17 protein-coding genes and 1 pseudogene are annotated in these 24,077 nt (G+C 50.5%); 16 read left to right on the forward strand and 2 right to left on the reverse strand.

Features of this window, described 5'->3' with window-relative positions:
- Window positions 1-107: 107 nt before the first annotated feature.
- Complete coding sequence (locus B5F07_RS15830; protein ID WP_087162229.1) at window positions 108-743, forward strand: YesL family protein; 636 nt, start codon at window positions 108-110, stop codon at window positions 741-743.
- Between the two features lie 152 nt (window positions 744-895).
- On the opposite strand, the gene B5F07_RS15835 is transcribed toward B5F07_RS15830, so the two are convergent.
- A complete protein-coding gene (locus tag B5F07_RS15835; RefSeq protein WP_087162230.1) occupies window positions 896-3,676 on the reverse strand; it encodes an alpha-L-rhamnosidase in 2,781 nt (926 codons plus the stop codon).
- 290 nt (window positions 3,677-3,966) lie between these two features.
- On the opposite strand from B5F07_RS15835, the gene B5F07_RS15840 reads away from it, so the two are divergent.
- From B5F07_RS15840 to B5F07_RS15900, 13 genes and pseudogenes are all read left to right on the forward strand, one after another.
- On the forward strand, window positions 3,967-5,751 hold the full coding sequence (locus B5F07_RS15840) for an extracellular solute-binding protein (RefSeq protein WP_162613152.1): 1,785 nt from the start codon (window positions 3,967-3,969) through the stop codon (window positions 5,749-5,751).
- A 75-nt stretch (window positions 5,752-5,826) separates the two neighbouring features.
- Window positions 5,827-6,777, forward strand: a complete 951-nt coding sequence (locus B5F07_RS15845) for an ABC transporter permease (RefSeq protein WP_087162232.1) — start codon at window positions 5,827-5,829, stop codon at window positions 6,775-6,777.
- A gap of 13 nt (window positions 6,778-6,790) precedes the next feature.
- The gene (locus B5F07_RS15850; protein ID WP_087162233.1) at window positions 6,791-7,723 is read left to right on the forward strand and encodes a carbohydrate ABC transporter permease; all 933 of its coding nucleotides are present in this window, start codon (window positions 6,791-6,793) and stop codon (window positions 7,721-7,723) included.
- A 163-nt stretch (window positions 7,724-7,886) separates the two neighbouring features.
- Complete coding sequence (locus tag B5F07_RS15855; protein ID WP_087162234.1) at window positions 7,887-9,590, forward strand: sensor histidine kinase; 1,704 nt, start codon at window positions 7,887-7,889, stop codon at window positions 9,588-9,590.
- Complete coding sequence (locus B5F07_RS15860; RefSeq protein ID WP_087162235.1) at window positions 9,587-10,363, forward strand: response regulator transcription factor; 777 nt, start codon at window positions 9,587-9,589, stop codon at window positions 10,361-10,363. The genes B5F07_RS15855 and B5F07_RS15860 overlap by 4 nt, the downstream gene beginning before the upstream one ends.
- On the forward strand, window positions 10,360-11,898 hold the full coding sequence (locus B5F07_RS15865) for an ABC transporter substrate-binding protein (protein WP_087162236.1): 1,539 nt from the start codon (window positions 10,360-10,362) through the stop codon (window positions 11,896-11,898). Before B5F07_RS15860 ends, B5F07_RS15865 begins: the two co-directional genes overlap by 4 nt.
- A gap of 127 nt (window positions 11,899-12,025) precedes the next feature.
- Window positions 12,026-13,162 (forward strand): hypothetical protein, encoded by a 1,137-nt coding sequence (locus tag B5F07_RS15870; RefSeq protein ID WP_087162237.1) that lies wholly within the window; start codon window positions 12,026-12,028, stop codon window positions 13,160-13,162.
- 91 nt (window positions 13,163-13,253) lie between these two features.
- Window positions 13,254-13,661, forward strand: a complete 408-nt coding sequence (locus tag B5F07_RS15875) for a DUF6198 family protein (RefSeq protein WP_242972558.1) — start codon at window positions 13,254-13,256, stop codon at window positions 13,659-13,661.
- Window positions 13,662-13,798: 137 nt separating this feature from the next.
- Window positions 13,799-14,434 (forward strand): hypothetical protein, encoded by a 636-nt coding sequence (locus B5F07_RS15880; protein WP_087162238.1) that lies wholly within the window; start codon window positions 13,799-13,801, stop codon window positions 14,432-14,434.
- A gap of 13 nt (window positions 14,435-14,447) precedes the next feature.
- Entirely contained in the window at window positions 14,448-15,662 is a 1,215-nt protein-coding gene (locus B5F07_RS15885; RefSeq protein ID WP_087162239.1) for a helix-turn-helix domain-containing protein, read from the forward strand.
- A 132-nt stretch (window positions 15,663-15,794) separates the two neighbouring features.
- Window positions 15,795-18,272, forward strand: a complete 2,478-nt coding sequence (locus tag B5F07_RS15890; protein ID WP_162613153.1) for a glycoside hydrolase family 2 protein — start codon at window positions 15,795-15,797, stop codon at window positions 18,270-18,272.
- 294 nt (window positions 18,273-18,566) lie between these two features.
- Window positions 18,567-20,534, forward strand: a complete 1,968-nt coding sequence (locus B5F07_RS15895) for a glycoside hydrolase family 3 N-terminal domain-containing protein (RefSeq protein WP_242972559.1) — start codon at window positions 18,567-18,569, stop codon at window positions 20,532-20,534.
- Between the two features lie 72 nt (window positions 20,535-20,606).
- Window positions 20,607-21,612: pseudogene (locus B5F07_RS15900) on the forward strand (AAA family ATPase); the annotation flags it as partial.
- Between the two features lie 90 nt (window positions 21,613-21,702).
- Here B5F07_RS15900 and B5F07_RS15905 read toward each other — a convergent pair.
- A complete protein-coding gene (locus tag B5F07_RS15905) occupies window positions 21,703-22,134 on the reverse strand; it encodes a hypothetical protein (RefSeq protein ID WP_087162241.1) in 432 nt (143 codons plus the stop codon).
- Window positions 22,135-22,310: 176 nt separating this feature from the next.
- Between B5F07_RS15905 and B5F07_RS15910 the strand changes: the two genes are divergently transcribed.
- Together B5F07_RS15910 and B5F07_RS15915 are read left to right on the forward strand one after the other, a co-directional pair.
- A complete protein-coding gene (locus B5F07_RS15910) occupies window positions 22,311-22,874 on the forward strand; it encodes a sugar O-acetyltransferase (protein WP_087162259.1) in 564 nt (187 codons plus the stop codon).
- Between the two features lie 49 nt (window positions 22,875-22,923).
- A complete protein-coding gene (locus B5F07_RS15915; RefSeq protein ID WP_191403997.1) occupies window positions 22,924-24,039 on the forward strand; it encodes a glycosyl hydrolase family 18 protein in 1,116 nt (371 codons plus the stop codon).
- Window positions 24,040-24,077 lie beyond the last annotated feature (38 nt).

Consider the following 24,077-nt stretch of genomic DNA (forward strand, 5'->3'; position numbering starts at 1 on the left):
TTTCAGGATAAAAGAGAACGGATTTCCGAAATACAAGGTCGGCGGAATGTGGCAGTATTAATTCAGGATAACTTGTTGGAACAGGTAAAACAGGAGATGAGGAGATAATGCAGAGCATAAAACTGAGTGCGGTCGTTAATAAGATAATGGATCTGGTGTTCCTGACCATATACTGGCTGGTGTGCTGTATTCCGGTATTCACGATCGGCGCGGCCACTACAGCATTATATTATACGATGCAGAAAGTAATCAAAAATGACCGTGGATATGCGGCGGGCGAGTACTGGAGCGCGTTCAAATCGAATTTTAAAGTTTCCACGCTGTGCTGGCTGATTCATCTGGCGTTGGGATTCCTGTTTGCGGATGAATGCTATATCTGCTATCAGATGTGGGCGGATGGAGATCCGGTCGGATGGCTGTGGCTTTTGTTTGCCCTGCTTGAGGCGATTAATGTTATGATGGCGCTGTTTACATTTCCGTATATTGCGCGGTTTGATGACCGGGTAGGACGCACGATGAAGAATTCGCTGTTCATCATGCTCCTTAATCTGCCGAAAGCTGTGCTTCAGCTTCTGCTGATCGCAATGTTTGTATATTGTATTTACCGCTTTGTGCCCGTCATTCTGGTGGCTCCGGCAGCGTATATGCTGCTCTCCACATATCTGTTGGAGAAGACTTTCCGGAAATATATGTCCAAAGAAGATCTGGCTGCGGAGCAGGAGAGAAACGCCGCGGTACAGTAGTGTAATATCGTGAAAGATAACAAAAAAAAGATAACAGAAAAAAGGAGAAGGCTTTTATCCCTACAGTATAGTAAGGATTGAAGCCTTCTCCTTTTACTGATCCGTTTTCCCAATCCGTTTTCTGAATCGGGGCAGGCGGGGGAGCTGCCTTGTTACAGCTCCCGCAGTGCGCGGTCCAGTTCCCGGATGCTTTCTTCGCTGATGTGCGTGTCAAGTTTCTCATTGATCTGACGGAGCGTGTAAGAAATAAACTGTTTTGGCAGGGACTCTGCGCCGGGAATGATACGCTCTAATACTTCTCTTGATTCCGGATCGGACAGCAGTTCCTGAACAGACATATCCGCATGGTAGATTTTCTTCAGCGGACGGTCCGTTTCATAGGAAACTGTATATTTTCCAGGTCCCAGAATACATATATGATCTTTTACATTGTCGAATACGGGGTTCCCGCCTTCTGTAAAGAGGCTTTCCGGCGCATGCGGAAGGGTCAGATATCCCTCGCATCCAAATGGGATCTCAGCTCCGATCTCCACATGATTTTTATCCGGGATTTTCCAGGATACCGTGTATTTTCCCGCCGGGGAGTTGTACTCTGCGGAAGCTTCACGGAGATGCCATTCCGGAAGCGGAGCCAGAAGGGCTCTGCGGCAGCCCGGCACATCCGGATCGAAATCCAGTCCGGCGGCATGGCGGAATACCCACTCCAGAACGGAACCATATGCGTAATGGTTCAGGCTGTTCATTCCGGTGCTCGAGATGGAACCGTCGTCCAGGACGCTGTTCCAACGCTCCCATACTGTAGTGGCGCCAAGAAGAATCTCGTGGAGCCATCCGGGTGTCTCTTCATTCAGGAGCAGTTTGTATGCCAGATCGGAAAACCCGTTTTCGGTCAGGATGTTTCCGAGAAGAGGAGTTCCAACAAATCCGGTTTTCAGCTTATCTCCGGAGTCAAGGAAGAGTTTCCGCAGATTTTTGCGGATCTTTTCTTCATCGTTTGACAGGTGGTATTTCAGTGTAAGAAGATGCGCGGTCTGGGTATTGACGCAGCATCTGCCCAGGGGACTGTAATATTCCTGCTTTACGGCATCGAACTGCTCAGCGGAAAGCTTCCTGTATGTTTTCTCATCTTCTGTTTTCCCAAGAACGGCAGCGGCGTTTGCGACAAGCCCTGCACTGGCTGCATAGTAGATATTGGCGATGAATCCTTCATCCGTGCCGCCAAGGACGGAATCTTCCTTCCCGTTCGGGTTATCCAACGCAAGCCAGTCGCCGTAATGGAAAACGTTCCGCCATCCGTGGTTTTCGCCGTCCACGGTGCCGATAAAGTCAACCCAGGATTTCATGCTTTCATACTGATCTTTAAGGATGGAGACATCTCCATAGAACTCATAGAGAGTCCATGGAATGATACACGCCGCATCTCCCCACACGGAAGCTGTTGTCTCCACGGAAAAGCTCGGCACAACATCAGGCACCCTGCCGCCGCGCACGGCCTGTTCCAGCTTCATATCATACAGGTATTTTGCATAGAAGGCATAAGTGTCTGCCAGATAGGTGGCCGTGGGAACAAACACCTGTGTATCTGCTGTCCAGCCCATGCGCTCGTCTCTCTGCGGACAGTCTGTCGGCACATCTACAAAGTTCCCCTTCATTCCCCAGCGGACATTGGAGATCAGACGGTTTACCAGGTCGTGGCCGGTTGTCACGTTCCCCTTCATTTCCACATCGCTGTACAGGGCAAGTCCGGTGAAGTCTTCTTTTCTCAGATCCGTGATTCCTTCGATCTTTACATAACGGTATCCGTAGAATGTAAAATGCGGTTTCAGGACAGTATCCCTGCCGTCTGTGACAAAATAATATTCCGATTTTGCTGACCGGAGATTTTCGTTGTAGAAATTTCCGCCCTGCAGGATCTCTCCTGTCTGGATATGGATGAGCGTACCTTCCGGCTCATGGACATTCAGGGTGAAGATTCCGGTAAATTCCTGTCCCATATCGAGGACGGTTTCTCCTGCCGGTGTGTGGACCAGCTCTTTCGGCTCCATGTGTTCGTGTACGGTAACCGGAAGGCTCATCCGGTCGGTCAGCGTCCCTTTTGGTGCGTCGCAGAGAAGAGCGCTCTCCGGCGGAAGTTCCGGAATCGTGTCATCCCGGTGCTCGCCGTCATAAATGTTGGAGAAAGTGATCGTGCTCCGCCGTACCGCCCAGCTTTCATCAGTCCCGATTACCTGCTCTGTTCCGTCTTCATAAAGAATGCGGAGTTCTGCGATGAGCTTCCATTCATTTCCGTAAAATCCTCCTTTTCCTGCGGCGTCAAACCCGAATCTTCCCTTGTACCAGCCGTTCCCGAGAAGTATGCTGAGTTTTCCGGAGCTTTTCAGTTCCTTTGTTACATCATACGTCTGGTACTGTACCCATTCGTTGTAGTCGCTGCAGTAGGGAGTCAGATATTCATTGCCGATCCGCTTTCCATTATAGAAGGCTTCATAGAGTCCCAGACCGCATATGTAGAATCTTGCCCGGGCAACGGTTTTCTCAGGGCTGATTTCCTTCTCAAAAAAGGGATGACGCGGTTCGGTATTATCACAGGTGATCCATTTCGCGTCCCAGGCCTCGTCTCTTTTGCCTGTTTCAAACCACTGAACCGGGCTTTCTGCCTCCTCGCCTGCGTCTGTGCGCACTGTGACAGTCCACCAGTAGCGGGTGCGGGGATACAGAGGAATATGGACACTGGTTCCGAGGCTGTCCGCACGGTCATCAAATCCGGTATCTGCCAGTATGTTTTCCATGGCGCTGTCCAGAGCCACCCTGATTCTGGCTGAAACCTGTTCCCGTCCTTCCGCTTCTGCGGTTTTCCATGTAAATACCGTTCGCTCCATACGGAATCCGAGGGGATTCTTAAGATGATTGACTTTCAGATCATAGAGTTTCATGCTGCACCTCTTTCCGGAACGCCGGGCGTTCCATGTTAAAATAATAAAGCTGTAATAAAGTATAATTTATTTCTCATAATCAGGACAGGTCTTATTTTGGTTTTACTGTATTCGGATTCGTTTTTTTGCATATCGGCATGGATCGGTTTTCCGTTAAAGATGTCGGAATCGGGCAAAAGCGAATCGGATTTCGCAGAGATTTTCCCGGAGAATTGTGGCACAATAAGTATCAGAAAAAGGAACAACACCCGAAAGGGAAGAAGGAAACAAAAAAGGGAGGCAATGTACACATGAAGCTGAAAACGACGAAGAAAATCGTAAGCGCTGCAATGTGCGGCGCGCTTGCTACAGGCCTGCTTGCGGGGTGCGGCGCAGGCGGAGGAAGTTCATCGGATACATCTTATACGATGTGGATCTATCAGGGAGCGGATTCCCAGTATTACACAGAGTATTCGGACAACCCGGTTTACCAGTATCTGGCATCCAAGACCTGGGGAGAAGAGGAGAAGACGATCGATATCAACTTCTGGGTTCCGGCTTCAGGAACCGCTTCTGACAGCTATTCGACCATGATGGGATCCGGAGATTACCCGGATATCCTGGATATGTCTATCAGCGATGGAGAGAAGCTGATGTATGAACAGGGCATTATCCTCGATCTGACAGACTATGTCCAGGAGTATATGCCGAACTACATGGCTTATCTGGAAGCACATCCGGAAGTAGCGGTGTACGCGACGACGGATATTGACGGAGAGGAAAAGTATCTCAGTATTATCACCGTCAATGACGATTATCCGTTTACATACTGCGGCTACCAGTACAGAAGAGACTGGATTGTAAAATACGGGACAAACCCGCAGACAGGAGAGCCGTTTACCGGCGGATATACGGACGAGAATGATCCGGACAGCTGGGAGGATGATGTTGTGTTCCCGAGCGGCGGAACGGATCCGGTCTACATCAGTGACTGGGAGTGGATGTTCGAGATTTTCGAAAAAGCATATGATGATCTGGGAATCGATGATTCCTACTGTATCAGTGTTTACTATCCGGGATATACCTGGACCGGCGATCTTGTTTCCTGCTTCGGCGGCGGTAACTTTGCGTTTTATGAGGATGCCGACGGTCAGATCCAGTACGGCGCTGTGACAGACAGTGCGAGAGCTTATCTGGAGTGTATGAATACATGGTATGAGAACGGTTGGCTGGATCCAAGCTTCAATGAGCGTACTTCTGATATGTTCTATGCAATCGATGATACCTCTGTCCGTCAGGGCAAGGTTGGCATGTGGTGCGGCATGCAGTCAGAACTTGGCGGACGTATGGATGCAGGAGATGAATATACGAGCGGTATCTATGTGGCGGGCTGTGAACTTCCAATCAATGATATCTATGGAACAGACGCCTGCAAGAATGTGGAGCCCAACTGTATTATGACAGGTCAGGGACTGAACGGAACCGGATATGCACTTACATCTGCAGCGGAAGATAAAGACATCCCGACTCTTCTTACCATGATTGATTACCTGTATTCTGAGGAGGGAGCGCTCATGGCGACCCTGGGTCTGAATCCGGAGCAGATGGAAGAGACTGGTACAACGTTCTACAGTGACAATGGGATTCCGGACGGAGCATATACAGTTCAGGATGACGGCACCTATCTGCTGGCAGATGCGGTCCGCAACGACAGCGGCGGACTCTGGTCAGCAGCATCCCTGGAAAAATTCCCGCACCTGCAGATGGTGGCAAATGTAGATTACGGATATGCGGACACTTATGAGCACTCCATGGAACTGTGGGTGAAATATCATAATACAGCCCAGATCAACGGAACTCCGGTTACGACAAATATGGAACAGGATGTTTCCGATACAATGTCCAATGCGCAGAGCCGACTGATGGAGTACACAGATATGAATGCAGTTGATTTCATCAAAGGCAACAAGGATATCAACAGCGATGCTGACTGGGAGACATGGTGCAAGGCACTTGCAAAATATGATTACCAGGGAGCAATCGAAGAGATCCAGCCGTACGCAGACAAATATGAGATCAACCCGACAGTAGAATAAAATTACAGAACATTTACTTTCCGGCGGAGATGCATATCTCCGCCGGGGACGTTAAGGAAAGAGAGGAGGCTCTTTATGGCGAAAAATAAAGCGGCGGTTTTAAAGGCGCCGAAAGTGACATGGAAACAGGATTTCCGGCGCAACTGGCCGGTATACTGCATGTTTATTCCTGCGGTCGTGTTCATGATTGTACTGCACTTTATTCCCATGTTCGGTATTGTGATGGCGTTTCAGAACTTCAGTATTTCAAAAGGGTATTTTGGAAGTGAGTTTGTAGGACTGAAGAACTTTGTGGATCTGTTTACCGGGGATCAGTTCCCCATTGCACTGCGCAATACAATCTGTATCGCATTGCTGAAGAATACACTGGGGTTTATCCCCCCGATTATTTTTGCGCTTCTTTTAAGTATGATTGAGAACAAGAGGTTTAAGCGGATCTGCCAGACTATGTCCTATCTGCCGAACTTTGTGGCAGCAGTGGTCGTGGCTTCTCTTGTTCAGGAATTTCTGGATCAGGATGGCCCGCTGACCATGCTTCTGACCAATGTGTTTGGTCTGGAGAACCAGAACTGGCTTGCCAACAACCATATTCCGATCTTCTGGATCATCTACATTCTGATGGGAGTCTGGCAGGGAATCGGCTGGGGATCCATCATGTATGTGGCGGCAATCTCAACAGTCAGCGGTGATCTCCATGAGGCAGCGGCGATCGATGGTGCAAACCGCTGGCAGCGACTGACGAAGATCACTCTTCCGTGCATCATGCCGACGATCATGATGATGTTTGTGCTTGGCGTGGGATTAAGCTTCTCCACCGGCTATGACAGTATCATTCTTCTGTATATGCCTTCCACGTACAATGTGGCGGATACCGTATACACCTATACATACCGTACTGCGTTCGGTGCGGCGACGAACTACAGCCTTTCCGCGGCATCCGGTCTGTTCCAGTCCGTTGTGGGAACCGTGCTGCTGATCGGATCCAACTGGATAAGCAGAAAGACGACAGAATCGTCCTTATTCTAACAGGAGGTGCAGGATGAGCGTGATAAGCAGAAAGAAAAAAGTAAGAACACCGGCAGAGGAAGAGACTTCTCTGAACATGGTGGAACATAAAAGTGTTGTTGACCACATAGCAGACGTGATCATTTATGTGATTGTGGCACTGATCGCCTTTGTCTGTGTTATCCCCATGTGGCATGTGCTGATGATTTCCCTTTCGGACGGGCGTGCGGCCATGGCTTATGAAGGACTGGCGTGGAAATGGATCGGAAATTTCAATCTGGGAGGTTATGAACTGATTTTCCAGGATTCCAGTATCATAAGCGGCTATGCCAATACACTGATTTATACAATAGGGGCTACGGCAATTGGCTTCATTCTCTCAGCGGTTACCGGTTATGCGCTGAGCAGAGAAACGAAGCTGAAAACTCCTGTATCCCTGATCCTGATGGCGACTATGCTGTTTTCCGGCGGTATGGTACCGACCTATATGGTCATCAAGGCACTCGGTTGGGTCGGAACCCGTTGGGCTCTTCTGATCCCGGGATGTACCAATGCCATGTTCATGATCATGATGATGAATGCATTTAATTCCGTGCCGAAGGAGATGTACGAGGCGGCGAGAATTGACGGGGCAGGGCATCTGAGAACCATGTGGCAGGTCATGCTTCCCCAGGCAATGAACCTCGGTTTCGTTATTATTCTGAACAGCGTGGTTGGTCAGTGGAACTCCTGGCTGCCGGCTTCCATCTATGTGACGAACAAGAAAGACCTCTGGCCGCTGCAGCTGTGGATCCGCCAGATCACGGCGGACAGCGAGAACTTCCTGCGAAGTTCGAATCCGGACTACAACCGGTATCTGATTGAATACGCGGTCATTGTGGCGGCAACGCTGCCTATCCTTCTGGCGTTCCCGTTCTTCCAGAACAAACTGGAGAAGGGCGTGATCGCCGGAGGAGTCAAAGGATAGATTAATTTCATACAGAAAAGTTACAGGGCTGGGTCCGTTTTCGGGCCCGGCCTGAAGTCGTGTTGTGGAGAAAAGAAAGAGATGTTATAATAATATCCATAATTTTAGTGAATCCGTGATTGAGTGGATGAACGGAAATATGAAGGACTGAAGGAGGAGCAAGATGCGCGGTACTGCAGGAAATAAAGACAGAAAAAATACTCTGACGATACGTTTTGTCCGCGTGCTGGGCATGACATTCATTCCTATGGGAATCCTGACATTTCTGGCGGCATGTATCATTGTGTGGATGACTGTGGGACAGACCTATGAGTCTTACGAAAGATCCCTGGACAGCGTACTGTCTCCTCTGGAGGAGAGCCTGCAGGAGATGGAGACGGATCTGGACCTGTTTGTGCTGGAATATCTGGCGGAGCTGACGCGGGAGACCGGACATGAAGAGATGAGAAATTATGAAATGATACAGGAACTGGGAGCGATCCAGGACGGCCGCCAGAATGAGGGGGCTGCCTATCTTTTTGACCGGAACAGCGGAACTCTCTATCTGGACTACAATTACCGGAATTATCTCTACGAGGATATGGAGAGTTTCCGGGCAAAGCTTTTAAGCCGGGGATTCCCTCAGGGGACAACAGACGGATGGAGCCTGTATCTCTATGGACAGACGTGTTATCTGGTTCACGGATATTCCTATGCCGGATATTATCTCGGATTCTATGTGGATATGAACCGGTATCTGGATGCGGCGGACCTGGATCCGGAGATCAACAGCCGGGAATGGTATGTCGGAGACTACTCAAAGATCATGTATCTGGATGACGGAGCTGCAGAACAGCTCCGTGGGTTGAGCACAGAAGAAATCGAAGCGCACACGGGGGATTACCAGTATCTGCTCTGGGAGAGCGGGAAGCTGGGAATCCGCATTGCTCTGCGGATGGCGGATACTACCTTTTTCCGCAACATGGCCGGTTTCCTTGGTTTCCTGCTTCTTACGCTTCTGGCGGAATTCATGTTTGTGTGGCTGTTCTGGAAAATGGTGAAAAAGTGGGTGACAGATCCGATCCGTGTGATGAATCAGGCAATGACGGCACTGGGGCACGATTCGGATGAAAAATACAGGATAGCCGGGGCACCGGAAGGAACTGCCATAGAATTCCGGAAAATGTACTGGAATTTTAACCGCATGGCGGAAGAGATTGAAAATGGAAAGAAGCGGGAACGCCAGCTCTATGATATGACACTGGACAATCTGAAGCTTCGAATGAATCCGCATATGCTGATGAATTCCCTGAACCTGATCTACAGCATGGCGCAGATTGAGGATTATCACAGCATTCAGGAGTTTTCCCTTTGCATGACGGACTATTTCCGCTATGTGCTCAAGGAGACCCGTGATATGGTCACGGTAAAGGAAGAGATGAACTTTGTAAAGAGTTATCTGGGAATCCAGAAGATCCGTTTCCCGAACCGGTTTAACTGTGTGTATACTATGGAGCCGGAAGCGGAATACGGATTGATTCCCCCTCTGCTGATTGAGAACTTTGTGGAAAATGCTGTGAAATATGCTCTGATTCCGGGAAAAGTAACAGAGATTCTCATCAATATCCGCAGACAGGAACAGTGGCTGTACATCTCGGTTACGGATACCGGACGGGGGATCGACCCGGCGGTGATGAAATGTATCTTAAGCGGACAGAATTACGTGGATGCCATGGGGAATGAGCATATCGGAATCCAGAACTGCAGGAAATGGATTGATTACCGGTACCGGGGAAAAGGTAATATCCGCATTACAAGCAGTCCGGGGGCAGGTACTCAGATATGGATTGAAGTGCCTTACATAGAAAAAGAGGAGGAGCAGGTATGAAGCTGTTGATTGTAGACGATGAACCGATCGCCATCGCAGGCATTCAGAGGGGCATTGATCTGAAAAAACTGGGGTTCCAGGAGGTGTTTACTGCGGGAAGTTACACAGAGGCGGTGGACGTCCTTTCGAAAGAAAAGATTGATCTTGCAGTCTGTGACATCGAGATGCCGGATCAGAGCGGGATCGAGCTGATGGGGTGGATTACAGAGAATTCTCCGGATACGGAGACAATCGTGTTGAGCTGTCATGACGAATTTGCCTATGCACAGCAGGCGATCCGCCTGCATTGTCTGGAATATGTCCTTAAGCCGGTGCGTTATGAGATCCTCTCGGAAGTTCTGGAACGTGCTGTCCGAACCATCAATGAGAAGCGTCAGCAGACGCTGATGACGGAGTACGGCCAACGCTATATTGACCGGATGGGAGAGGGCGGAGCAGAAAGTACGGGCAATGCGGTGGAAAAAGTGGCCCACTATATTGATACCCATCTGGATGAAGACCTGTCGGTCAAGGCTCTGGCAGGGATGGTGTTTTTAAGTGCAGATCATCTGACCAGAATGTTTAAAAAGGAGTATGGGAAGACCGTATCCGATTATATTCTGGAAAAGAGAATGGACCTTGCCCGGGAACTGCTGCGCAGTTCGGATCTGACGATCACCATGGTGGCAGGACGGATCGGGTTCAGCAGCTACTCTCATTTTACGGAACAGTTTAAGAAAATCTATGGCATGACGCCCAGGAAATTCCAGAGAGAGGAGCGGGAGAAAAAGTGAGAGTTTGGAAACGTCTGATACAGGGCGGATGCCTGCTTGCCTTTGCCGGAATCCTGTGCCTTGAAGCGGTATCCTCCGGCGATCCGGGAGACGGCGGAGAGGAAAGTTTACGGACAGGGGGAAACGGCAGTGTCTGTGTTCTCCGCATGACATATCCTGTGGACAGTAATCTGTCGCAGATTGGTGACCTGGACAGAATTGCGGATGCCGTCAATGAGATTGCAGCAGAGAAGATCGGTGCGGTGGTAGAGTTGATTCCCGTGGATATGACAGAGGCACAGGACAGCTATATGCTCTGGCTTGCGCGGGGGGACACCATTGATCTGATGCTGGTCCGGGACCAGGATATCTCGTCTTACATAGACAGAGGATTCCTTCAGCCCCTGAATTCTTATCTGAAATGGAACGGGGAGGATATCGTCTCAGCGGAAGAAGAACTGGGAGGCATGCTGACAAAGGGAGCCCGGCAGCAGGGGCGGACATATGGTATCGCCAACCTGACAGGACAGGAGGCAGAGGGATATGGCCTCTGGATATCGGAAGCGGTTCTCGAGGAAGCGGGAATTTCCTATGATGAAAATCATATCTATACTTTCGGCGAAATTGACCGGATTCTCGGCAGCCTGAAGCGGATTTATCCGGACAGTTACCCTCTGGGACAGATTACTGCAAGGCAGCGCAGTTCCACCGCAAAATATTTTATTCCCTGCGGGGACAGTCTGGAGAGCAGTCTGATTACCGGTGTGGTACAGGGGGAAAATGATACGGTAATTAACTTGTTTGCGATAGAGGAGTATGAGGATTTCCTTACTTATATGAGAAGGTGGTTTGAGGCGGAATATGCATTCCCGGATGCAGTTACTTATGATGCGTCTGTACTCCCGCTTCTGGAGGAGGGGAGAATTCTTATGTACCCGGCATCCAGTTATCCGGGGACAATGGATCGCCTGCTCGGTCATGAGACGGATTATGTCTGCCTGAAAATGACAGATACCGTTCAGAGAACCGATTATTCGGAGAACGGGTACTGGACGGTTCCCGTCACGGGAAACTATCCGGAGGAGGCTATGGAATTCCTGAATCTTATGTACTCGGATCCGGAGATTATCAGCCTGCTGAATTACGGAATCGAAGGCGAACACTATGAGCTTTCTGATTCGGGAGAGAGAATGTGGATTCAGACTGATGAGGGGGACCAAGAGATCGGCTTTTACAACCCGGCGGCGCAGATCGGGGATCTTCGGGAAATTCAGCCCTTCGGCACGGAAGATGTCCTGCAGGCTGCCGCAGAGTACAATGCGGGGGCAGCGGAAGCGGACAGCCGCTATGATGGATTTGTCTTTACAACATCACGGATCAGCCAGCAGTCAGAAGCGGTCCGGAACGTTGTGAGAAACTATGCGCCGGTTCTGGAAAGCGGCAGCGTGGATCTGTCGGATGCTTACCCGGAATTTCTTCAGAGTCTGAGCGAAGCGGGGATTGACAGTATTATTGAAGAAAAACAGGCGCAGCTCGATGAATGGCTGGAAAACTGAAAGTGGAAAAAGTGTCGGATTCCGGCAGAAATATATCGGATTTCTGAAATCAAAAAATCGCATTTCGTGGGACAATTAACCTATCTTCATTGGAGAGACCAAATGAAAGATAGGAGGAGGTTGTAACATGAAAAAAAGGAAAGTAGCAGCGCTGTTCTTCTGCGGAGCACTGGCAGTATCCATGCTTGCAGGATGCTCACAGGGGCAGACCGGAGGAGATGACAAAGCAGGTGCGGAGGATGACAAGAAAGCTGAGGCTGAGGCAGATCCGTCCGATCCGGCAGGATACTATCAGTACAGCTATGAAGTAGAGGGGATGGGAACATGGGTAAACTACATCCATCTCTATGAGGAGTCATCTATCGGACAGGTATTCTATGCCGGATTTGCGTCCAACCAGATTACGGTGGCAGGTACATATGAGATCACGGAAACACCCTGTGATTACAGTGTTTACATGACAAGAGAGGATCAGGAAGGTGGCAAGCTGACAGATGGCAGCGCGGACTATACGATCACTTTCAAAGGATTTGACGGTGCGGATCTCGGAAGCTGCGCATATGACGGAGAGTATATCTACAACGATACAACCGGCGTGGCAGGAACCGGCGCGGAAAACGTGGCGTACCAGAAAGACCCGGAAGGAATGGACGGCAAGTACGGACAGGCGGATTCCGGATATAAGGGAGAGGTTGGAGTAGCTTATCTCTCAGCCGTATCTCCGGATGATGAGACATGTACTGTGAAACTGAACCACAATGGAACGTATGAGGATCTGATGGATGTCCTTGTTGAAGGAACCTGGACGATGTCAGATGATGGCAAGACATTCACGCTGACTCCGGATGACGAGGGAGATACAGCAGCAACTCTGGTACTTTCCGATGACGGAACAACAGCTACATACACACCGGACGGCGGAACGGCTGTTACGCTGAATGTAGATACACAGAAAGCTGTTTCCTACTGCTTCGCAGCAGTGATCCCGGCTGCAGAGAATAACACCGGTGCAGATGTGGATATCAAACTGAACTGCTATGGCGATTCAACATGTGAGGTAATCATCAGCGCTTACGGCGTAGACATGCCGCTGGATCAGGGAACATATGAGGTCAGCGCAGAGGGAACAGCGACTGTTCACCTTGACACAGCAGGCAACCTGACATCTGAGGTAATCGACAATCTTCCGTCTATTGTTGTTTCCTATACAGGAACACCGATCGGAGATATCAATGCAACACTGGCATTTGCAATGACAGAGTAAAAACTTTCACGGACTTTACTTTTGTTACAGATTGTCCTAAAATAGTATCGGTTCCGGAACAGGATCTCCCCGTTCCGGGATCGATATTTTTTTGGAGGGACAGTATGAAAAAAACAGTTTTATACCGCGTTATCTTCTATGGAACTATCTATTTCCCGACAGCCCCATGACGCTGAGAGTGGTTCTGCTCCTTACCGCCATTATCCTCACCGGGATCGGCGCTGCCATGTCGCTGAATATGAGAATCATTCCGAACCCCGGGGACGGAATCGTCCAGGCAATCGCTGACTGTATCCATAAGAGTACCGGATTTGCCAAGAACTGCTTTGATCTTGTCAATATTACCTTTGCTGTGGCGGTCAGCCTGATCTTTGCCGGGGAGCTCCGCGGAGTCGGCATCGGGACTGTTCTGGCTGTAATCGGCGTGGGCAGGGCGATTGCCGTGTTTAATCACTTTACATATGACAGGATGAAGAAGATGGCCGGAGTGGAGGAATAGAAACGCCGGTGTATTTATCACGACCGTGCATATATCTGTTTTCAAACAAAATCAAAAGAAGTATAATGAAAGAGAGATATTTTGATAACTCGAAATAATTATTGTACGGAAAATTGATTTTGGGAGGAGGAAAGATTATGGCTGAATCACAGAAAAATTTAAGTGTAAATGCAGCGCTGCTTGCAGGATGTACCCGGAGATTGTTCTGGGTTCTGATCGTGTGGAATATAGTGGAATTATTTATATCGCTGATAGGAAAAACGGAAATGGCTCCGTTTTACGTTTCCGGAGCGATCCTTGAGGCGGTCGTCTCTGTCATCTATGGAATATTGCTGCTTCGTCTGGTCTCGGAAAGCCCTCGCTACCGTATTGCGGCAGTCTGCTGGTTTATCAACGCGGCAGGCAGCGCAGTACAGATTCCTCTCTCCGCAGGGGAAAACGCCATGGCAGTGCTGGCCGGAATGATCAATTTAGGAGTTTTGGCGGCAACTCTGTTGGGAACATATTATGAATGTGCGGGTCATTCGGAAGTTTTACAGGAAGCAGACTGGGATCTTTCCGATAAGTGGCAAAGATTGTGGAAATGGTATGTCAGGTTCTTTCTGGTGATGATCGGCGGGATTTTTCTTGGCGCGGTGATCCCGGCTGTCGGACTGCTCATTCTTATCGCGGCAGTGGCAGTGTCGCTGATTGCCGCGCTCGTCATCAGTGTGTTCAGGCTTATATATCTGTACAGAATGTCGAAGGTTTTTCAGACCTGTTCGAGAGCATAAAGGGAGTCGGAAGATGCGGATACGGGAACACGAATTTTTAAAGGCACTGATGCGCTCGCTGGGAATCGACGTCACGGTGTACCATGAGCCGTATACGGATGATTTTGCCTTTGACAAGGGATTAAGAGAGCAGCTTTACCGGGACTACAGTTACAGGGACCTCCTTCTGCAAATGGATGTAAGATGCCGGGAGAAAGGGCTGTATCCCTTTCGGGATTCTTTCGGAGTGTCCTACGTGATATTCGGAGGCGTCAAGTGGGAAGGACAGAGAGTACTGATTCTGGCAGGTCCTTATCTTGACGGCCGGTGGAAGGCAGATCCGGACGAAGTGATCCGGGAGAATCATCTGGAGCTGTATCACGTCCCGGTCCTGCAGGACTACTATGCAAGACTTGCGGCAATGGAGAATATGGAGGCTGTCCTCCGGCCTTTTTTTTCTTATTTCCAGGGGGAAGATATGGAGATCCGGCCTCTGGAAGTTCAGTTCCGGGAGACGGAAGAGACGCTGGAACTGAAGATCGGGGATGAGGACGACGGTCTGAGCGCGCGGATGACAGAAGAGCGGTACCATTATGAAGATGAGCTGCTGGACGCAGTAGAGCAGGGGGATCTGGATCGTGTCATCTCTCTGCAGAGAGAACTGAAAAAATACCATATTCCCAGACGGAGCGCAGATGATATCCGGAACGAGAAAAATATGGTTCTTACGCTGAACGTGCTATACCGGAAGGCTGTGCAGAAGGCGCATGTCCATCCTTTTCATATTGATGCGGTTTCCAACCGGTTTGCAAAGCAGATCGAGAACAGCCTGACATCAGGGTGCCTGGAGGCGACGGCCATGGAGATGGCGGAAGAGTACTGCCGCCTTGTGCGGAGATACTCTCTGAAAGGATATTCCGAACTGGTTGAGCGGGCAGTGAATTACATGGATTTTCATTTCCGGGAGCCCCTTTCTGTGGGAACACTGGCAGAGGTTCTATCGGTCAGCAGCGGCTACCTGTCCGCACAGTTTAAAAAAGAGACGGGAAAAACGGTGATCGGATGGCTGAATGAAAGAAGAGTTGACCGGGCGCTGCACCTGCTTGAGACGACAAAGCTTCCTGTCCATGAGGTGGCGGCAAGAGTGGGGATATACGATGAGAATTATTTTACCCGGCTGTTTAAAAAGGTGAAAGGCGAGACTCCGAGGGAACACAGAAAGGCGTTTGAGAGGAAAAAAGCAGAATAACCGGACAATTATTCGCATAACCGGAGAAAATGATGAGGATTGTGCTGTTTTTCCTGAGATATATTCTATAAGATTTCCGGATTTTCTATTATACTGATCTTACAGAATTCAGTGAGAAGGAGAATGAGGAAAATGAAGAAAAACAGTTTTAATACCGGATGGCTCTTTGAGGATGAGGCTTCCGGACGGAAGGAACAGGTCACTCTGCCCCATGACGCCATGATCAACACAGAGCGGAATCCGCAGATGCGGAATTATTTCCTGACTGCCGGGTTTCAGGGAAGCAGATACCGGTATACGAAAACATTTTTCGTGCCGGAGGAGTACCGGGATAAAACTGTGATTCTGGAGTTTGAGACGGTTTACTGTATGAGTACGGTGCTGTTAAACGGAGAGAAGATCTTTGAGAAGGCGTATGGGTATACCCCGCTCCAGATTCCTCTTACAGAGCGGCTCCGCTTCGGAGAAGAGAACACAGTGGAGGTCATCGCCGATGTGCCGAAGGAGGGATACGCCCGTTGGTATACCGGAGGGGGCATCTACCGTCCGGTGAACCTGTATGTGGGAGAGAAAGATCACATTCGTCTTTACGGTGTGAAAGTTACCACGCTTTCCATTCATCCGGCGAAGATCCGCGTGGATGTGGAGGTTGAAGGAGAAGGCGAGGTATATGTGGAGATCTCTAAAAAAGGGAAGGAAGACGGAGCAGTGGCGGCGGACGCAGAAAATGTGGCGGCACATGCAGCGGCGGCAGGTACGGGAACGGCTGCTGCCGCATCTGCTGCGGTATCCGGCGGACATGCTTCCCTGGAGTTCACCCTGGAGAATGCGGCGCTATGGAGCGCCGAGACGCCGGAACTCTACTGTGCGTCAGTGACGCTGAAAAAGGACGGGCAGGCAGTGGACACTGCGGAGGAGACATTCGGAATCCGCACCATTGACAAAGACCCGGAGAGAGGGCTACTGATCAACGGCGTCCCGACTTTCCTGCGGGGAGGCTGCATCCACAACGACAACGGCGTGATCGGCGTAATTAACAACGACGCCACAGAGCTGCACCGCGCGAAGCGGATCAAAGAGTCAGGATTTAATACTATCCGTTCCGCCCATCATCCCATGTCGAGAAGCCTGATGAAGGCATGCGACGAGGTGGGGCTTTATGTGATGGACGAGGCCTTCGACTACTGGTACCGTCCGAAGGTGCTCAATCCCCACAGGGAGACTTTCCTGGAGACGTTCCGGGAGGACACCCGTCTGATGGTGCAGGATGCATATAACCATCCCTGCGTGATTCTGTATTCCATCGGAAATGAGATCCCGGAGGCGGGAGGAGTCAAGGGCGTCCGCGTCGGGAAGGCGATTGTTGAGGAGATACGCCGGATCGATACCAGCCGGCTGACGACGCTTTGTCCGAGTGTACACTGGCTCAGGGAATATCTGGACGGCACTCCGTACCTGACGGAAGATGAAGATGAGTGGATGGCAAAGAGCCCGGAGAATAAGGAAGCGGACGGGAAACATTACATCCGGATTTTTATGGGCGCAGCGGAGAACCTTCCCGACAGTGAGAAAGGGGATCCCTATCCGCCGACTTTTGTGAAGGCGGACGAGGACGCCACGAAGAATCTCTATCCATTCCTCGATGTGGCGGGCTATAACTACTACGAGGACCGCTATGAAAAGCTGCACGAGCTTCATCCGGAGCGGGTTCTCCTGGGGACGGAGACGAGAGGAGACAGGATCGTGGATACCATGCGCTATGCCCGGAACCATCCGTTTCTGATCGGCGATTTCATCTGGACGCTCCAGGACCATCTCGGCGAGGTCAACTGCTGTAATATCCGTTATGGGGATGAGGATACGAAGGCGTACCCGTGGATCTCCAACTACGGCGGCGTGATCGATCTTTCCGGGCATATCCTTCCTGCCATCCACCGGTATGAGTTTGCCTGGAATCCGGAGAAGCACGGTCTGTATCTGGCGTCACAGCCGCCGGTGCATAAGGGAATCCGTCCGGAATTCGGCAGCTACAAATGGACGGACACAGTGGACGGCTGGACTTATGAAGGCTGTGAAGGGGAGAAAACCTGGGTGGACTTCTATACGGACGCCGACAGTGTGGAGCTGCAGATCAACGGGAAGACACTGGGAAGAGAGAAAGTGACCGATTATTTTGCCAAAATCCCCTGTGTCTATGAGCCGGGAATCCTGACCGGTATCGGGTATGACGGGGACGGAAAAGAACTGTACCGGACGGAAGTAAAGACGGCCGGGAAAGAAACGGTGCTGCGGGCGGTGCCGGATAAGACGGTGCTGAAAGAAGGAGGGGAAGATTTCTGCTTTATCGAGGTTGAAGTTACAGACTCTGAAGGCAACCGGAAACTTCTGCCGGAGAGGAAGGTTTCCGTGCAGGCGGAGGGCTGCGGGGTGATCCAGGGATTCGGCAGCGCTTGCCATAAAAATGCGGAAAAATATAACCAGGCGTCCCACACGACATATCTGGGGCGGCTTATGGCAGTGGTGCGCAGCACGGAAGAGAAAGGGGAGATCCGGATCCGTTTTTCCTGTGACGGACTGGAAGACACAGAGGTTATTCTTCTGTCAGAATAGCGGCGGATGGTGCCGCAGATCAGCCGGGAGAAGCGGGAGCGGCTTTTTGAAGAGGCGGCGGAAGGTAAGAGTCCCACATAAAAAAACAAATATATAAAAAAACGTACAAATGCATAATACAAATCTGTCCTTTCCGTTTAGGATTAAATTATTCGGAAGAAAGAGAGGACAGAGTCTATGAAAAATGTGGAAGAAATTTAAAAAACACTGACACTGCGTGAAAAAGCATCCCTGCTTTCAGGAGAGGATTTCTGGCATACAAAGGGAATCCCGGACAAGGGCGTACCGTCCGTTATGGTGACGGACGGTCCCCACGGTCTGAGAAAGCAGAGCGGGGAGAGCGATATGCTTGGAATCAATGACAGCGTGCCTGCCACCTGCTTTCCGTCCGCAGCCTGCGTCTGCAACAGCTGGGATGAAGAACTGATCGGCAGGATCGGAAAAGCATTGGGCGAGGAGTGCCAGGCGGAGGAAGTAGGCGTTCTGCTCGGACCCGGAAATAACATCAAGAGAAGCCCTCTGTGCGGCAGGAACTTCGAGTATTTCTCCGAGGATCCCTATCTGGCGGGGCATATGGCAAAAAGCCATATCAATGGTGTGCAGAGTATGGGTGTGGGTACCAGCCTGAAGCATTTCGCCGTGAATAATCAGGAGAATTACCGCATGAGCGTGGATGCCGTAGTCGATGAGAGAACGCTGAGGGAGATCTATCTGGCAGCTTTCGAGACGGCGGTGAAAGAGGCGAAGCCGTGGACCATCATGGGCGCTTACAACAAGGTGAACGGATCTTTCTGCTGCGAGAACCATCATCTGCTCCACGAGATCCTCCGGGATGAGTGGGGGTATGAGGGCGTTGTGATGTCTGACTGGGGCGCGGTAAACGACCATGTCAGCGGAATCCCGGAAGGGTTTGATCTGCGTATGCCATACTTAAGCGAGGCGAAAATCGACGAGATCGTCCGCGCGGTGGAAGAGGGCAGGCTCGCAGAAGAAGATCTGGACAAGGCGGTGGAAAGAGTCCTTACATTGGTGAAAAAATGTGTGGAGAACCGCCGGGAAGGATTCTCCCTGACTGCGGAAGATGTGGATCCGGCAATGGAGGCGGATGCTGTAGCTGCGGTGAAGGAGGCTGACAGGGCGGTAGTCTGCATCGGTCTTCCGGACGGCTGGGAGAGCGAGGGATACGACCGCACGAAAATGGATATACCGGCGAATCAGATCCATCTCCTGAAAGAACTTTCCAGGACAGGCAGGCCGGTTATCGCAGTTCTGTTCTGCGGCGCGCCGGTGACGACAGGATGGACAGAATATGTGGATGCCCTCCTTGTTCCGTATACCGGAGGGCAGGCAGTTGCACAGGCGCTGACGGATGTACTCTGTGGAACGGTGAATCCCTGTGGAAAACTGAGCGAGACATGGCCCCTTAAAATGAGCGACACACCCTGTTCCCTGACCTATCCGCAGAAGAAAAAGGCGGTCTATGAGGAAGGTGTGTTCGTAGGATATCGCTACTATGAGAAGAAACAGATGCCCGTAGCATTCCCATTCGGTTTCGGTCTCTCCTATACGGAATTCTCTTATGGAAACCTTCAGATCGGGAAAGACCCGGTAAAGGATACGGAGACGGTAAAGGTGAGAGCAGATGTGACCAACATCGGAAAAGTGCCGGGTAAAGAGATTATTCAGCTCTATGTGGGAGAAAAAGATGCTCCGGTTCCGCGTCCGGTGAAGGAACTTAAAGGTTTCCGGAAAATATCGCTGGAGCCGGGCGAAACCAGGACGGTGGAATTCACACTGGATAAGAGAAGCTTTGCATATTACGATGAAGAGATACATGACTGGTATGCCCCGACAGGCTCGTATGAGATCTCTGTGGGTGCGTCCAGTACGGATATCCGGCTGAGCGGAGAGATTCAGGTCGTCTCCACCGTACAGAAAAATGACGAGCTTACCGTCTATTCTTCTCTGGAAGAGATCCTGGCAGATCCGGTAGCTGTGCAGATCATGGGGGCGGCTATGGGAGGCGCATTCGGCGGAGCGCAGGGCGCGGAAGCCGGAGAGGGCAAAGCGGAGGACGGACAGCCGGCACAGTCTCCGGCAGGGGCAACGGCAGCCGCAGAAGGAGCGGCAATGGCGATGACCATGCCGATGATCAAGATCGCAGGCATGAGCGGCGGAGCATTCCCGGAGGAAGCGGTGTATCAGATGATCGGCGCGATCAATGCGGCGAAGAAAAATGCTTCACAGCCGGCAGATAAATAAATTTACTTTATAAGTATTTTCGCTTATAATAGAAAAAGCTACAGTGTAAATCTGCAAGACTGAAATGATGCGTATTGTAATGGAAGTCTCCGGGACCTGACCCGGTTACTGGAGAAACATCATGAAAAATCCGTCATTCTTCTCATTGACGAATATGACGTTCCTCTTGCAAAGGCGTTTGAAAACGGTTACTATGACCGGATGGTCTTTCTGATTCGCAACCTGTTTGAACAGGCACTGAAAACAAACAGGAGCCTTAAGTTTGCAGTCCTTACCGGATGCATGAGAATTTCAAAGGAAAGTATTTTTACCGGATTGAACAATCCGAAAATCCGTTCTGTTTCAGACGTGGAGTTTGACGAATATTTCGGTTTTACTGACGGAGAGGTGCGGAGTCTTCTGCGCTATTACGGGTTATCCGATCACTATGACGTGGTGAAAGAATGGTACGATGGATACCGGTTTGGAAATATAGACGTGTACTGTCCCTGGGATGTGCTGAATTACTGTGATACCCTGCGCAGTGATCCAAATGCACTGCCGCAGAATTACTGGATCAATACCAGCAGCAATGATGCTGTGAGAGTCTTTATTGAACAGTCTGATAACGGGACAACAAAGCGGGAGATTGAACGTCTCGTGGCCGGGGAAGAGATAAGAAAGGAGATCCGGCAGGAGCTGACTTATAAAGATATGTACCGGAATATTGATAACCTCTGGAGTGTATTGTTCACCACAGGCTATCTGACACAGAGGGGCAGACAGGAGGGAAATGAAATCAGCCTGGTTATTCCGAATGTGGAGATCAGAAATATTTTCACCACTCAGATTATGGAATTTTTCCGGGAGCAGGTGAAAGCAGACGGAGAAGCCTTAAATCATTTCTGCGATGCTCTGGAAAAGGGTGATGCACAGGAAGTAGAAAAAAGGCTGTAAAAACGCACTCAGGCAGATTGAGCACACCCATTATGAAGAAGAACTGAAAAATGAAGGGATTGACAGGATCCTGAAATACGGGATTGCCTGTTATAAGAAACGCTGCAAGGTCATGCTGCTTGGAGCGCAGGATATAGAATAGTAATTCAGCAGCCAGAGCTGTACTCCCGGGGCAGTCTCCGGGAGTACAGCCGCCCCTACGCCTTGTATTTCCAGTAGAGATCCTGCAGTTTTAAAGGTATTCCCGCAGCTTTTTCATGAGCTCGTCCTCAGCCTGGATGATCTTCCGGGTCAGATCGAGCGCTTTTTTATCTGCTTCCTTGAGTTCATTTGCCTTTTCTCCGAGTGTCTTGATCCCCATATTGCATCCGTCAATGAGAAGCTTTGCGATCTGGCTGTTGCTGCTGTCGAAAGTGAGCTTCATCTCTGTGGTAAACCAGGCGAAAGTGCTTGCCATGGCGCCGGGTTCTTTATCCTCATTTCCCGAGTCGTTCAGGAGAGTTACCGCCTCGGCTTCAAGCTGCCGGTGTTTCTCGGTGTAATTCTCAATAAGTTTTAAAAGCTCTGAGTCTTTGATAAATTCAGATGTCTGTTCCAGACTGTTTACTGCCATTTTGCATCCGGAAGAGCATTCTTCAAGAAGTAATCGCGTCTGTTCGTCCATATTCAGGAACTCCTTTCCCGTTTTTTTGTTAGTATGTGTAACTGTGTCCCGAATCATACGTCGGCTGTATTATAATAGAAAACATCTATGGAAAACAATAGCTTATGCGTATTTGCCCTTTCTGATACAGTCCGATATAATATAGGCTGACATAAAATATGAAAAAGGTGAAGAAGATGAATACAGAAGAATATCTTGTATATTTAAGAGAAGGAAAACGGGTAAGCGCCGGTTCAGGGCTCCATGAGATCATGCACCGACTCTCACAGGAGGCCCTTGAAATCACGGCGGAGCTCAACAATGGTTACCATTCACCGGAGGAGATCCGGAGTCTGATGGAGCGGCTGACGGGGAGGAAGATTGATCCCTCGTTTTCCATGTTTCCGCCGTTTTACTCTGAGTGCGGCAGAAATATCTTTCTGGGGAAGAATGTTTTTATTAATTTCGGATGTCATTTCCAGGATCAGGGAGGCATCTACATCGGGGACGGGACGCTGATCGGCTCCGGTGTGGTGATCGCCACCATCAATCATGACCTGGACCCTGCACGCCGCCATGACAATATTCCTTCTCCGGTGCATATCGGGAAAAATGTCTGGATCGGTTCCCACGCGACCATTCTTCCCGGAGTGACAGTGGGGGATGACGCGGTGATCGCGGCAGGTGCGGTTGTGACAAAAGATGTTCCGGAGAAAACGGTTGCCGCGGGAGTGCCTGCCAGAGTGATCCGGAATATATAAGTGGAATAAATCGGAGAGCCCCCGCATAGGATTGTGCACGGGGGTGATCATTTTGATCTATGTTGTGCAGAAAGGCGATACTCTTGAGGGGATTTCCGAGAACACGGGAATTCCTCTCTGGAAAATTATATATGACAATCAGCTTGAGGACAGAGACCGGCTCGCACAGGGGCAGGCGCTTCTGCTCCTCGGGGAAAATGAGACAGGAAACCTTGGAGACGGGATGAGGACGGGAGGCTATGCCTATCCGTTTATCGAGCCTGTGATTCTGGAACAGGCACTGGGGGCGCTGGGGGAACTTCTTGTCTTTTCTTATGGTTTTACCTTTGAAGGAAAACTGGTGCCGCCGCCCCAGGATGATCTGTGGATGATTGAGGCGGCGTGGAACCGGGGCGTGAAGCCTGTGCTCGTGCTGACTCCGTTTTCCGGAGGGGCATTCAACAATCAGCTGATCCGGGCGCTGGTGGAGAATCGGGAGATTCAGGACCGGGTGATCGAGGAACTGCTTGTGACCGTGGAAGACCGGGGCTACGCGGGAGTTGATGTGGATTTCGAGTATATTCTTCCGGAAAACAGAGTCTCCTATGCGGAATTTGTCGGAAGGCTGAAGAGACGGATGAATGAAAACGGATATCAGGTATCGGTTGCTGTTGCGCCGAAGACTGCGGACGACCAGAAAGGTCTTCTCGTGGAGGGCGTGGATTACGCCCGGCTCGGAGAAAACGCAGATTTCGTATTCCTTATGACTTATGAGTGGGGATATACCTACGGACCGCCCATGGCAGTGGCGCCCCTTGACAAGGTGCGGCAGGTGGTGGAGTATGCCGTCAGCAGGATCCCGGGGGAAAAGGTGATTCTGGGGATTCCCAATTACGGGTATGACTGGCCGGTGCCCTATGAGCGGGGAATCACCCGGGCCCGCACCATCGGAAATGTGGAGGCGGTCAGTATCGCCGCGGAGAACGGCGCGAAGATTGAGTATGCGGAAGTTTCCCGGGCGCCGTGGTTTTCCTACCGGCAGGCGGGGGTGGAACATGTGGTCTGGTTCGAGGATGTGAGAAGCGTTACGGCGAAGGTGGAGCTTGCCCGGGAGTTTGGCCTGGCGGGGGTGTGGTACTGGAATCTGATGCGGCCGTTCCGCGCCAACTGGCTTCTGCTGGAATAGTTTGTCTTGACAATTGCTCCGGCGGCATCCAAAATAAA

It is taken from the genome of Lachnoclostridium sp. An169 (genome assembly GCF_002160525.1).
GTDB lineage: Bacteria > Bacillota > Clostridia > Lachnospirales > Lachnospiraceae > Mediterraneibacter > Mediterraneibacter cottocaccae.